The organism is Stenotrophomonas rhizophila (genome assembly GCF_000661955.1).
In the GTDB taxonomy this organism is placed as follows: domain Bacteria; phylum Pseudomonadota; class Gammaproteobacteria; order Xanthomonadales; family Xanthomonadaceae; genus Stenotrophomonas; species Stenotrophomonas rhizophila.
The window spans coordinates 1,121,979-1,135,285 of sequence record NZ_CP007597.1; the positions used below are offsets into that span (position 1 = coordinate 1,121,979).

At 68.9% G+C, this 13,307-nt stretch carries 7 protein-coding genes; 5 read left to right on the forward strand and 2 right to left on the reverse strand.

Going from position 1 to position 13,307, the window contains the following annotated elements:
- Positions 1-522: 522 nt before the first annotated feature.
- A complete protein-coding gene (locus DX03_RS04750) occupies positions 523-1,074 on the reverse strand; it encodes a Dps family protein (protein WP_038686762.1) in 552 nt (183 codons plus the stop codon).
- An 88-nt stretch (positions 1,075-1,162) separates the two neighbouring features.
- Between DX03_RS04750 and hrpA the strand changes: the two genes are divergently transcribed.
- Positions 1,163-5,263 carry an ATP-dependent RNA helicase HrpA gene (hrpA, locus tag DX03_RS04755; RefSeq protein WP_038686764.1) on the forward strand — a complete coding sequence of 1,367 codons (4,101 nt, stop codon included), beginning with the start codon at positions 1,163-1,165 and terminating at the stop codon, positions 5,261-5,263.
- Positions 5,264-5,293: 30 nt separating this feature from the next.
- On the opposite strand, the gene DX03_RS04760 is transcribed toward hrpA, so the two are convergent.
- On the reverse strand, positions 5,294-5,830 hold the full coding sequence (locus tag DX03_RS04760; RefSeq protein ID WP_038686766.1) for a hypothetical protein: 537 nt from the start codon (positions 5,828-5,830) through the stop codon (positions 5,294-5,296).
- A gap of 154 nt (positions 5,831-5,984) precedes the next feature.
- Between DX03_RS04760 and DX03_RS04765 the strand changes: the two genes are divergently transcribed.
- The 4 genes from DX03_RS04765 (at position 5,985) to mrcB (ending at position 13,297) form a co-directional block, all read left to right on the forward strand.
- Entirely contained in the window at positions 5,985-8,138 is a 2,154-nt protein-coding gene (locus DX03_RS04765; RefSeq protein WP_038686768.1) for a RelA/SpoT family protein, read from the forward strand.
- Positions 8,139-8,167: 29 nt separating this feature from the next.
- Positions 8,168-9,721, forward strand: a complete 1,554-nt coding sequence (locus DX03_RS04770) for a hypothetical protein (RefSeq protein WP_038686770.1) — start codon at positions 8,168-8,170, stop codon at positions 9,719-9,721.
- A 72-nt stretch (positions 9,722-9,793) separates the two neighbouring features.
- Complete coding sequence (locus DX03_RS04775; RefSeq protein WP_081797150.1) at positions 9,794-10,759, forward strand: glycosyltransferase family 2 protein; 966 nt, start codon at positions 9,794-9,796, stop codon at positions 10,757-10,759.
- Between the two features lie 96 nt (positions 10,760-10,855).
- The gene (gene mrcB, locus DX03_RS04780; RefSeq protein WP_038691910.1) at positions 10,856-13,297 is read left to right on the forward strand and encodes a penicillin-binding protein 1B; all 2,442 of its coding nucleotides are present in this window, start codon (positions 10,856-10,858) and stop codon (positions 13,295-13,297) included.
- Positions 13,298-13,307: the final 10 nt, after the last annotated feature.

The following is a 13,307-nucleotide window of genomic DNA, read 5'->3' on the forward strand; positions in this document are numbered from 1 at the left end:
ACCCACCCCACGCCCCGACAGTTTTCGGGTGCGCATGGGGGTAGAGCTGAAGGCAAAGGCGGAGCCGAGGGCAGAGGCTGAGCCAATGGCAAAGGCAAAGGCAGAGGCAGAGGCAAGGGCAAAAGGCAGAGGCAAAGGCAAAGGCAGAGACAAAGGCAAAGGCAGAGGCAAGGGCAAAAGGCAGAGGCAAAGGCAAAAGGCAGAGGCAAAGGCAAAGGCAAAGGCAAAAGGCAGAGGCAAAGGCAAAGGCAGAGCAGAAGCCAGAGCCGGATTTCTTTCGCCAATCGCTGGAAAAGGGGCCCAAAACGCAGAACAGGCGCCACCGGGCGCCTGTTCTGCATGCTTCTATCTCTTCCCAACCGCCGGATGCACAAATCCATCTGGGCGAGGGTTCCAGCCCCTTGCCGGGACCGTTGGGCGCCATGGATGGCGCCCACGAGCCTCCAAGGATGGATTTACGGCGTGTCCCGGCAAGGGGGTGGAACCCTCGCCGCGCGCAGATAACAGAAGCGCCAGCGAGACTTACTGCAGCAACGACCGCAACATCCAGGCGTACTTCTCGTGCGTCTGCAGGCGCTGGGTCATCAGATCTTCGGTGGGTGCGTCGTCGGCGTCGTCGGCCACGTCCAGCACCTTGCGCGCCGTCCGGCACACCGCCTCGTTGGCGGCCACCAACTGGCGTACCATCTCACGCCAGTCCGCACTGTCGGTCAGGCCCGGTTCCTCGGCGATCGAGGTCAGGGCCGCGAACTCGCGGTAGGAGCCCGGGGCATTGAAGCCCAATGCGCGGATACGTTCAGCGACGTCGTCCAGGGCTGCCCACTGCTCGGTGTACTGGGTCTCGAACATGGTGTGCAGCGAGTTGAACATCGACCCGGTGACATTCCAATGGAAGTTGTGCGTCTTCAGGTAGAGCGTGAACGCATCGGCCTGGAACGATGCCAGCCCATCGGCAATCTTCTTGCGATCGCCTTCCTTGATCCCGATATCGATATTCGGGGCCGAAGGGGCGGCCGACGCCAGCTTCTGCTTACCGGTCTGGGTCTTCTTCACCGGTGTCTTGGTCTTCGCCATGGGGGGATTCTCCTTGTGGAATGGATGGCCTTCACAATAGATCAGACTAACCTTTCAGTAGTAATCAAAGTTCTAACCGATTCGATTGATGAGCACTATCGACAAACAATCTGCTTCCCGCCTGCGCCAACAGCGCGCCGCGATCGACGCTGGCATGAGCCGTGACCGTGGTCGCCTGCTCGGCCTGCTCTCGCGCTGCCAGTCCAAGCCCAACGATGCAGGCGTGGCCGCCGCGTTCGAACAGGCCCTGCAGACATCGGTGCAGCGGCGCGAAAGCCGCGCCCGGCACCAGCCGTCGATCAGTCTGGACGACAGCCTGCCCATTGCGCGTGAAGCCGAGCGCATCACCGCCCTGATCCGCGACCACCAGGTCGTGGTGATCGCCGGTGAAACCGGCTCGGGCAAGACCACCCAGCTGCCCAAGCTGTGCCTGGCCGCCGGTCGCGGCGTGGCCGGCATGATCGGCTGCACCCAGCCGCGACGGATTGCCGCACGTGCGGTGGCCACCCGCGTCGCGCAGGAGCTGAAATCCGAACTGGGCACGGTGGTGGGCTACCAGGTGCGCTTCACCGATCGCGTCGGCGACGACACCCGCATCAAGTTCATGACCGACGGCATCCTGCTGGCTGAAATCAGCAGCGACCGCTATCTGTCCCAGTACGACACCCTCATTGTCGACGAGGCGCACGAGCGCAGTCTCAACATCGACTTCCTGCTGGGCTATCTCAAGCAGCTGCTGCACAAGCGCCCCGACCTGAAGCTGATCGTCACCTCGGCGACCATCGACACCTCGCGCTTCGCCGAGCATTTCAACGATGCGCCGGTGATCAGCGTCGAAGGCCGTACCTTCCCGGTGGAGGTGCGCTACCGCCCGCTGGAAGGCGAGGGCGGGGGTGACAAGGAGGGCGGGCGCGATGGCGAGCGCACCGTCAACGAGGCCATCGTGGCCGCGGTGGACGAGATCACCCGCATTGATCCGCGCGGCGACATCCTGATGTTCTTCCCCGGCGAACGCGAGATCCGCGACGCGCACCAGGCGCTGGAACGGCGCAAGTACCGCGAAACCGAGGTGCTGCCGCTGTATGCGCGGCTGTCGGTGAAGGACCAGGACGAAGTCTTCAACCCCGGCAGCAAGCGCCGCATCGTGCTGGCCACCAACGTGGCCGAAACCTCGCTGACGGTGCCGCGTATCCGCTACGTGGTCGATCCCGGCCTGGCCCGGGTCAAGCGCTACAGCCCGCGCCAGAAACTGGACCGGCTGCATATCGAACCGGTGTCGCAGGCCAGCGCCAACCAGCGCAAGGGCCGTTGCGGGCGCGTGTCCGAAGGCATCTGTTACCGGCTGTACTCGGAAGCCGATTTCCAGTCGCGCGATGCATTCACCGATCCGGAAATCCGCCGCTCCAGCCTGTCCGGGGTAATCCTGCGGATGCTGCAGCTGGGCCTGGGCCGGATCGAGGATTTCCCGTTCCTGGAGGCGCCCGATGAGCGCGCCATCGCCGACGGCTGGCAGCAGCTGGGCGAGCTGGGCGCGGTGGACGACCAGCGCCGGCTGACGCCGGTCGGGCGGCAGATGGCGCGGTTGCCAGTGGACGTCAAGCTGGCGCGGATGCTGGTGGCCGCGCAGGCCCAGGGCTGCCTGCGGCCGATGCTGGTGATCGCCTCGTTCCTGGGCATCCAGGACCCGCGCGAGCGCCCGCCGGAAGCCCGTGGCGCGGCCGATGCCGCGCACGCGCTGTTCGCCGATGGGCGGTCGGAATTCGTGGGCGTGCTGCGCCTGTGGGATGGCTACCGGCAGGCCCACGAGGACCTCACCCAGTCCAAGCTGCGGGGCTGGTGCGAGCGGCATTTCCTGGGCTTCCTGCGCATGCGCGAATGGCGCGAGCTGCATCGCCAGCTGCGCGTGCTGTGCGAGGAACTGGGCTGGACCGAAGAACCGGCCGCCAGTGCGCTGGACCCGTTGCTGGCCGGTTCGTCGGCGCCGGCCCCGGCGCGCGATGACGAAGCCAAGGCCAAGGTGACGCGCGGCCAGCAGCACCGCGCCGCGCGCCTGGCCCGCGAGGGCAAGAGCGAGCCGGCCGCCCCGGCGCCAGCCACTGCGCCGGTCGTGGAGGGCCGCGAGGCGCGCAGTGCCTTCAGCGAGAAGGTGCGTGCCGCGGCCTATCAGACCCTGCACCGTGCGCTGATTGCCGGGCTGCCCACGCAGATCGGCCATCGCAGCGACAAGGGCGATTTCCTTGCGCCGCGCCAGCGCCGCTTCCTGCCGTTCCCCGGCTCGGTGCTGGCCAAGCGGCCGCCCCCGTGGCTGCTCACCGCGACGCTGCTGGACACGCAGAAGATCTGGGGCCTCACCAACGCAGCGATCGAACCGGACTGGGTGATCGCCGAGTTGCCGCACCTGCTGCTGCGCAAACACTTCGACCCGCATTGGTCGCGTGCGCAGGGCCAGGTGCTGGCGTCGGAGCAGATCAGCCTGTTCGGGCTGGTGCTGGCACCGAAGAAGCCGGTGCACTACGGTCGCATCGCCCCCGGCGAGGCGCACGACATCTTCGTCCGCCAGGGTTTGGTGACCGGCGAGATCAACACCCGCGCCAGCGTCATCGCCGACAACCTCACCGTGCTCGAACAGGCGCGCGAGGAGGAGGCCAAGCTGCGCCGCGCCGGTATCGTCGCCGACGAAGCCTGGCAGGCGCGCTGGTACCTGGACCGGGTGCCGTCGGAGATCCACTCGGCCACCGCGCTGGATACCTGGTGGAAGGGCCTGACCCCGGAGAAACGCCATGGCCTGGCCTGGTCGCTGGCCGACCTGTTGCCCGGCGAAGGCAGCGATGCCGAGCGCTATCCCAAGTACCTGCCGCTGGGCGACGCACGTCTGGCGCTGCATTACCGCTTCGAGCCAGGCAGCGACGACGATGGCGTCAGCCTGGACGTGCCGCTGCACCTGCTCAACGCGCTCGATGCCGCGCGCCTGTCGTGGCTGGCCCCGGGCTTCGTCGCCGACAAGGCATCGGCGTTGATCCGCAGCCTGCCCAAGGCAATGCGTCGCAACTACGTGCCGGCGCCGGATTTCGGGCGTGCCTTTGCCGAAGCGTTCCCCGACCCGAGTGCCGACGACATCCGCGGCGAGCTGGCGCGGTTCCTGTCGCGGGCGACCGGTGCCCAGGTGGCGGCCACCGATTTCGACCTGGCTGCGCTGGACACCCACCTGCACATGAACCTGCGGTTGTTCGACGCGCAGGGCAAGCTGCTGGCCAGTGCCCGCGACCTGGATGCACTGCGCGCTCGCTTCGGCGGGCAGGCCGGCGAAGCGTTTGCCGCCCGCGCCGGGCGCGCGCTGGCGGTGGAAGGCCTGCGCGATTTCCCGGCCACGCCGATCCCGGTGCAGGTGCCCGGCGAAGCCGGCGTCCCCGCTTACCCGGCGCTGGTGGATACCGGCGAGAGTGCGGCGCTGCGGATCTTCGCCGACCGCAACGAAGCGGCCGAGCAGCACCCACACGGGGTCCGTCGCCTGTTCGACATTGCCCTGGCCGACAAGGCCAAGCAGGCACGCAAGCAGCTGCCCGTGCCGCCCAAGACCGGGCTGCTGTACGCCGCGATCGAATCACAGGAGCGCCTGCGTGGCGACCTGGTGGATGCCGCCTTGAACGCGGTGCTGGCCGACGGCCTGGGCGATATCCGCGACCCGGCCGCCTTTGCACAGCGCCGCGATGCGGCCGGCAAGGGGTTGTTCGCCGAGGCGATGGCGCGGCTGAAGCTGGCCGAGAACATTCTGGCCCACGTGGCCGAGCTCAAGCCGTCGCTGCAGTCCACGCTGATGGGCTGGGCGCGCGGCAACCTGGACGACCTGGAGCAGCAGCTGGCCGGGTTGGTCCACCCCGGGTTCCTGCGGGATACCCCGGCCGATGCACTGGCCCAGTATCCGCGCTACCTGCGCGCGATGATCCTGCGCAGCGAACGGGCCAAGCGCGACCCACCGCGTGACCAGGCACGCATGCTGGAACTGCGGCCGTTCATCGACGCATTGGACGAGGCCGAGCGCCGCGGTCTGCGCCAACGCCCGCAGTGGCAGGCGCTGCGTTGGGACCTGGAGGAACTGCGGGTGTCGTTGTTCGCGCAGGAACTGGGGGCCAAGACCGGCATTTCGGCCAAGAAGCTGGCGCAGCGGATGGACGCATTGCGCCAGCTCTGAGAACGCCCCGCGCCCGGGTCGACGCCTCGCCTACTTGGTGCGGTGGACCTTGGCGCGGGTGTTCACACCGTCCACGCGCAGGTACCAGACGCCCATGACGCCGGGGCTGATGGACACCGCCGGATTGGTCTTGCGCACGCCGGAGAGCACGGTGTCGTCTTCCTGCTCCCATTCCTGGCCATTGGCCAGAACGAACTTGCGCGCCTTGCCAAAGCCGCGGAACTCGCCCTGCAGGGTGCTGGTGATCGGCTCGTTGCTGCCGAAGTCGAAGAAGCCGCGGTTCTTGACGATGACTTCCTGGCGGCCTTCCTCACGCGCCTGTTCGCGGACCTGCTCACGCACCTGCTCGCGCGTATCGGCGGCCACCGCCGCCACCTTGCCCTGCAGCCAGCCGTTGAGCGCGGTCAGTTCGGCCGGGCTGAGCTTGTCCAGGCCGGCGGCCTTGAACTCGGCCGGCGACATCTGCTGCTGCAGGTCACCGTCGACCACGCGCTGGGCAAGCGCCGGGTTGGCCAGGCTCAACAGGACGGCCGCACTGGCCAGCAGGCGAAGACGCGAAAAGCGCATGGCAGATCTCCTTGGGTTTGCCGCAGTGTAGGGCCAGCGGGGTGGTGTTGGCGCGGGCCCGGCATGACGACATGCCGGCCGATGCGGTGGTTTTGATTGTCCGCGACCGGCCTCGGCGCTAGTGTAGGGGTCTCTGTCTTGCCTGCACGATGCTGTGAACCGCGCTTCTGTCCCCGGCCTGGATGCCTTGTTGAACCGACCCTCGGCGGCGTCGCTGCCGCCCGCCCTGCGCGAGGCGCTGCTGCAGCGCTGGCAGCTGCCCGATGCCGACGCGCAGATGCACTCCAGCTGGTCGGTGCTGGCCGATACGCTGGATGCGCTGGCGCTGCTGTCGGCCGATGAAAGCGCGCTGCTGGCCACGCTGCTGTTCGACCTGCCCGGGTTGCGCGCCGGGCTGGACACGCTGCCGCTGGGGACGCTGAAGCCGGCGGTGGCTGGCCTGCTGGACGGCCAGGATGCGGCCGACCAGGTCTGGGCGCTGCACGCCGGGCGCGATGCCGGGCGCAACAGCGAAGGCCTTCGCCGGCTGCTGTTGTCGATCATCCAGGACCTGCGGGTGGTGCCGATCCTGCTGGCGCGGCAACTGGCGCGCATGCGCGGCGCCGACCGCCTGCCCGAAGAAGAGCGCCGGGCACTTGCGCAGCTGACCCGTGACATCCATGCCCCGTTGGCCAACCGGTTGGGCATCTGGCAGCTCAAGTGGGAACTGGAAGACCTGGCCTTCCGCCACCTGGAACCGGACACCTACCGCCGCATCGCGCGCGAAGTGGACGAGACCCGGCTGGCGCGCGAGCGCTACGTCGAGACGGTCAAGAAGGTGCTGTCGCGCGAACTGCTCGCCCAGGGCATCAACGCGGAGGTCAGTGGCCGCCCGAAGCACATCTACAGCATCTGGCGGAAGATGCAGAAGAAGAAGCTCGCCTTCGAGCAGCTCTACGACATCCGCGCGGTGCGCGTGATGGTGCAGGACGTGGCCGCCTGCTACGCCGCGCTGGGCGTGGTGCATTCGCTGTGGGCGCCGGTGCCGAGCGAGTTTGACGATTACATCGCCCGGCCCAAGGCCAATGACTACCGCTCGCTGCATACGGCGGTGATCGGTCCGGACGGGCGCACCATCGAAGTGCAGATCCGCAGCCACGACATGCATGCCCAGGCCGAACTCGGCGTGGCCGCGCACTGGCGCTACAAGGAAGGCAGCAAGGGCGCGGAGAAGGCGTTCGACCGCAAGATCACCTGGATGCGGCAGCTGCTGGAACACGCCCAGGACAGCCCCGCCGGTGAACTGGCCGGTGCCCTGGATGCCGAGCTCACCGAAGACCGGGTGTACGCGCTCAGCCCCAAGGGCGAGGTGATGGATCTGCCGCAGGGCGCCACCCCGCTGGATTTCGCGTACCACGTGCACACCATGGTCGGGCACCGTTGCCGCGGGGCCAAGGTCAACGGCCGCATCGTGCCGCTGACCTACCGGCTGCGCAGCGGCGACCGCGTGGAAATCCTGACCTCCAAGGAAGCCGATCCACGCCGCGACTGGCTGCTGGCGTCCAACGGCTTCCTGGCCAGCAACCGTTCGCGCGAAAAGGTGCGCGGCTGGTTCCACAAGCTCGATCGCGCCCGCAATGTGCAGGCCGGTCGCGACCTGCTCGACCGCGAACTGAAGCGGCTTGGCCTGCAACATGCCGACCTCGCCGTGGCGGCGAAGAAATTCCATGCCGACAGCGTGGACGACCTGTACATCCAGGTGGCGCTGGGCGACACCGGCCCCAACCAGGTCAGCCGTGCGCTGCTGGAAGCCGAGCGCGCCGCCAGCCAGCCTGCTGCCCCGGCGTTGCCGCGCCCGACCGCGCGCCGCGACAGCCTGGGCAAGTCCAAATTCACGGTGCAGGGCGTGGGCAACCTGCTGGTGCAGCTGGCGCGCTGCTGCCAGCCGGTGGCCGGCGAACCGATCGTCGGCTACCTCACCCGCACCCGCGGCGTGACCGTGCACCGCACCGACTGCGCCGCGCTGGCGCGGTTGTCGGCGGCCAGCCCGCAGCGGATCCTGCCGGTGGAGTGGGGCCAGGCCGGCGGTGGCTATGAGGTGGACGTGGTGGTCGACGCGGTGGACCGCCGCTGGCTGCTCAAGGACATCACCAACCTGATCGCGCAGGAAGATGCCTACGTGCTGGATATCCACAGCGACAACGTGCGCAACAGCGGGCGCGCGCATCTGCGCCTGCGCCTGAAGGTCAGCGACTACGGCCAGCTCTCCACGCTGCTGGGCAAGCTGGATGCGCTGCCCGGTGTCAGCGATGCCCGGCGTCTAGGCTGACATCACGTGACAGCCGCTAGGCTCAGCGGATGAGCCGTCATTCCGACCGCGAGGACGCCGTCCACCCCGCGCTGCGCCGGGTGCGCCGCGAAGGACGCTGGTGGTGGCTGCAGGCGCGGCATGCACGCCGCGTGTGGCGCTGGGCGCTGCTGGTGGCCGTGCTGTTGTTCGTGGCACTGGTGCTGCTGCGGCGGCCCTTGGCCAACTGGTTCTGGAACGAACCCCAGATCGAACAGTTGCTGGACCAGGGCGATCGCGCGCTGGCCGCCGGCCGCCTGAGCGCAGCCGACGGCAGCGGCGCGCGGGAGTGGTACCAGGCCGCACTGGCGCTGGACGGGGACCGCAGCCAGGCCCGCGCCGGCCTGGCGCGCACGGCGCAGGCGGCGCTGCAGCAGGCCCGCGATGCGCTGGACGCGGGCGACCTGGACGCCGCACGGCGTGCGCTGGCGCTGGCGCGCGAACTGCAGGTGCCACAGCGCGATGCCGATCAACTGGCACACCAGCTGCAGCAACGCGGCAGTGCCCACGCCGGCATTGCGGTGCTGCTGGGGCGCGCCGAGGCGGCGCTGCAGGCGCAGCGCCTGGATGACGGCCCGGACAGTGCGCTGCCGTTGTTCCAGCAGGTGCTGGCGGTGGCACCCAACCAGCTGCGTGCGCTGGAGGGACGCGAAGATGCGTTGTCCGACCTGCTGCTGCAGGCGCGCAGTGCCTGCAGCAGCGGTGACCTGGCCATGGCCGCGACCCTGCTCGGCAGCGCCCGCCGCTACGACCCCGGGCATGTGGACCTGCCGCAGACCGAGGCGCAGTTCAATGCGGCGCTGGAACAGGCCCTCGGCCGTGCCGACCGCGATCTGGCACGCGGCCGTGCGGACGCGGCCTGGGCGGGCTACCGCGCGGTAGCGGCAGCGGCGCCCGGGCATGCCCGTGCCCAGGCCGGGCTGCGCGAACTGGCCGACCGCCAGGCCCGCCACGCCACGCGCCTGGCGGGTGATTTCCGCTTTGCGCAGGCCAGCCAGGCCCTGGATAAAGCGATGGCGATCGACCCGCAGGCCCCGTCGCTGGCCGCCGCGCGCACTGCCATCGAGCAGGCCCGGCATGCCCAGCAGGCGTTGCGCGTTCCGCCGTCGACCCGCACCAAGGGCGAATTGCGCGTGCTGCTGGCGCGTTTCGAACAGGCGCAGGCGCGCGGCGACTGGCTGCTGCCGCCGGGCCGCAGCGCATTCGATGCCTTGCGCGCCGCGCAGGCGCTGGCGCCGACCGACCCGGCCGTGCTGGCGGCCGCGCATCAGCTGTTGCCGGTGCTGGTGACGTGTTTTGACGACGAACTGCGGCGCAACCGGGTGCGCGCGGCGGGTGATTGCCTGCAGGCCTGGCAGGCATTGGCCGCACGCGACAACGAACTGGGCGAGGCGCGACGGCGGTTGGGGCGGCGCTGGTTGGCCATTGGCAGCGAGCGGCTGGGGGCAGGGGACGCGCGCTACGCCCGCGAGGCGTTGCAGCAGGCGCAGGCGTTGGGCGTGCCGGCCAGCGAGATCGAACCGCTGCAGGCGCGGCTGCGCGACGCAGCCACGCTGGAACGCTGAACGCAGCGCACAGCCAGCGCGGAGTGGGTCGGCTATAGTGCGGGCGCTGTTTCGCCCGCCTTTTCCCCCGGTATGACCCTTCAAGATCCCGCTGCGACACATCAGAACCACCCGACCCGCGGGCAGGCGGCCATTCCCGCTGCAGACATCTGCGCGGTAATCGTCACCTATGCGCCGGAGCCGGCGCTGCTGGCGCAGGTCGTGGCCAGCGTGCAGACGCAGGTGGGACATGTGGTGGTATTCGACAACGGCAGCCCCGGCATCGATGTCGCTGCCGCGCTGGCTGGGGTGGAGGCGGTCACCGTGGTCACCTCGGCATGCAACGTGGGGCTGGCCGCTGCGCTGAACCGCGGCATCGAGCGCGCGCGCGCCCTGGGCGTCGGCCATGTGCTGTTGATGGACCAGGACAGCGTGCTCCATGCGGGCATGGTGGAGATCCTTGCGCAGGCCCTGGCCGCGCTGTCGGCGCACGCGCCGGTGGCCGCGGTCGGCCCCCAGTTCGTGGATGCGCGCAGCGGCAAGTCCGCCCCGTTCGTGCGCATGGGCTTTCCGTTCAACGACAAGGACTACGGCGGTCCCGGGCAGACCGTGTCGTGCGATTTCCTGATCACGTCCGGCTCGTTGATGCCGCTGGCCGCGCTCGACCGCGTTGGCGGAATGGACGAATCGCTGTTCATCGACAACGTCGACATGGACTGGTGCTTCCGGGCCAAGGCCGTCGGGATGGAGCTGCATGGCGTGTGCGACGCGCAGATGCGCCACCGTCTGGGTGAGCACCTGCGGGCGTCGCGGTTCAAGCCGCATGGGGTGGTCGTGCACAAGCCATTCCGGCTGTACTACATCATGCGCAACCGGGTGCGGCTGTACGCCCGCCCCAGTACCCCGCGGGTGTGGGTGGCCCAGGACGTGCCGCGGCTGGTGCTCAAGTTCCTCGGCAACAGCCTGTTCATTGCGCCGCGCTGGATTCGCCTGCGGTTCATGTGCCGGGGGCTGTGGGATGCCCTGCGTGGCCGCGGCGGTCCCATGCCAACGCCATAACGCTTGCTGTAGTGCGCCCGAACGGGTGCCGCCGCGATACCGCCGGCGCTGGTGTGCTGCGTTAGACTGCGCCGAGCCCACTGCTTCCCGATGCCCGTGCCCCGACGCTACGATACCGACGACACCGACGAGTTCGAAGACGACACCGACAGCCGCGGCCCGCTGTGGCGGCGTCGGCTGATCACCTGGGGGATGGCCGCAGTCGCGCTGTCCCTGGGCTTCCTGATTCCCTATACGGTCTATCTGAACAAGCAGGTCACCCAACGTTTCGGTGAGCTGCGCTGGCAGATCCCGACCCGGGTGTATGCCCGCCCCCTGGCCTTGGCGCCGGGCGTGGCGATGGATGCCTCCACGCTCAAGACCGAGCTGGCCGCCGCGGCCTACCGCGATGACGGCACCGGAAAATCGGCCGCCACCTACCAGCAGGAAGGGGGCCGCTTCGTCATTGCCAGCCGTGGGTACAGCGACGTCGATGGCCCGGTGGCGCCGCGCCGCGTCGAGCTGAGCCTGTCCGGCGGGCAGATCGCTTCGCTGCGCGATGCCGACAGCCGCAAGGCACTCAAGGCCGCGCGTCTGGATCCGGCGCGTATCGCCACCCTGTACGGACAGAAGCAGGAAGAACGCCGGCTGGTGCGGATCGAGGAAACCCCCGAACTGCTGGTCACCGGCCTGCAGGCGGTGGAAGACAAGGATTTCAACCGCCACCACGGCATCGACCTGAGCGGCATCGCCCGCGCGATCTGGGTGACCGTGCGTTCCGGTGGCCAGAGCCGCCAGGGCGCGTCCACGCTGACCCAGCAGCTGGCCCGCAGCGGCCTGCTGGGCATCGGCAAGGAACAGACCGTCACCCGCAAGTTCAATGAAGTGCTGTACGCGCTGATCATGGAAGCGCGCTACGACAAGCGCACCATCTTGGAGGCCTATCTCAACCAGGTGTACCTGGGCCAGCGTGGCAGCCAGGCCATCCACGGCATGTCGTCCGGTGCCGAGTTCTGGTTTGGCCGCGACCTGTCCTCGCTCAACACCGAACATGTCGCGTTGCTGATTGGCCTGGTGAAAGGTCCGTCCTACTACGACCCGCGCCGCAATCCCGAGCGCGCGCTGGACCGCCGCAATTTCGTGCTGGGCAAGCTGCACGAAAGCCAGCTGATCGACGACGCCGAATACCAGCGTGCGCTGAAGGCGCCGCTGGGCGTGCCCAAGACCCCGGGCCTGATCGCCGCCAACCGGTTCCCGGCCTACGTGGACCTGGTGCGCCGCCAGCTGGGCCACGACTACCCCGAATCGGTGCTGCAGGGCGCCGGGCTGAGCGTGATGACCGGCATGGCGCCGTCGGCCCAGGCCTACGCCGAAGGTGCGGTCACCAAGACGATCAAGTCGCTGGAAAGCAAGAAGCGCCCCGAGCTGCAGGCCGGCATGGTGCTGACCGACGTGCACAACGGCGACGTGCTGGCCGTGGTGGGCAGCCGCGATTTCGCCGAGCCCGGCTTCAACCGTGCCATCGAGGCGCAGCGCCCGGTTGGCTCGCTGCTCAAGCCGTTCGTGTACCTGCTGGCACTGGCCCAGCCGGATCGCTATTCGCTGGCCAGCTGGGTGGACGATTCGCCGGTGACGGTGCAGCTGTCGCGTGGCCGCAACTGGTCGCCCGGCAACGCTGACAACCGCAGCCACGGCACCGTGCGCCTGATCGACGCGCTGGCCCATTCCTACAACCAGGCCACGGTCCGGGTAGGCATGCAGGTCGGCCCGGAGCGCGTGACCCAGCTGATCCACGTGCTGGCCGGGATCAAGGCCGACCCCAATCCGGCGGTCATCCTCGGCTCCACCGACCAGAGCCCGTATGCGATGGCCCAGCTGTATCAGTTCCTCGCCTCCGGCGGTGAGATCCAGCCGCTGCATGCTGTGCGTGGCGTGCTGGACCCGCAGGGCAAGCTGATGAAGCGCTACGACAAGTCGCCCGCACCGGCCCAGGAAGGTGACTCGATCGCCGCCAACCTGATCAGCATCGGCCTGCAGCAGGTGGTGGCCAGCGGCACCGCGCAACGCTTGAATGCCGACGGCCTGGGCCGCCTGCAGCCGGCCGGCAAGACCGGCACCACCAACGATGGCCGCGACAGCTGGTATGCCGGCTACACCGGCGACCACCTGGCTGTGATCTGGATGGGTAACGACCAGAACGAGCAGGCCGGGCTGTATGGCGCCACCGGTTCGATGCGCGTGTGGTCGAGCATTTTCCAGCGCCTGCCGAGCGCGCCGTTGAAGGTCAGCAGCAAGGGCCTGGACTGGCAGTACGTGGAAGCCAGCGGCACGTCCAGCACCGATGAGAGTTGCCCGGGCGCCCGGCGCTTCCCGTTCGTGGTGGGCTACGCACCGGCGTATGCGCCGTGTGCTCCGCCGCCGGCCGCCCTGCCTGAGGAAGAGGGCGGCGAAGGCAGCACCGAAGGCGGTGGCTGGCGCAGCTGGTTCGGCATGGGCAAGAAGCCGGAGCCCGCCGCAGAGCCGGCGCCGGCACCTGCCACCACTCCCCCCGCGCGATGATTCCGGAGCG

What these genes read in the sequence shown, in the direction of transcription:
- hrpA (WP_038686764.1), top strand. Translation starts at nt 1,163, where the DNA reads ATGAGCACTATCGACAAACAATCTGCTTCCCGCCTGCGCCAACAGCGC.
- DX03_RS04750 (WP_038686762.1), bottom strand. Translation starts at nt 1,074, where the DNA reads ATGGCGAAGACCAAGACACCGGTGAAGAAGACCCAGACCGGTAAGCAG.
- DX03_RS04775 (WP_081797150.1), top strand. Translation starts at nt 9,794, where the DNA reads ATGACCCTTCAAGATCCCGCTGCGACACATCAGAACCACCCGACCCGC.
- DX03_RS04760 (WP_038686766.1), bottom strand. Translation starts at nt 5,830, where the DNA reads ATGCGCTTTTCGCGTCTTCGCCTGCTGGCCAGTGCGGCCGTCCTGTTG.
- DX03_RS04770 (WP_038686770.1), top strand. Translation starts at nt 8,168, where the DNA reads ATGAGCCGTCATTCCGACCGCGAGGACGCCGTCCACCCCGCGCTGCGC.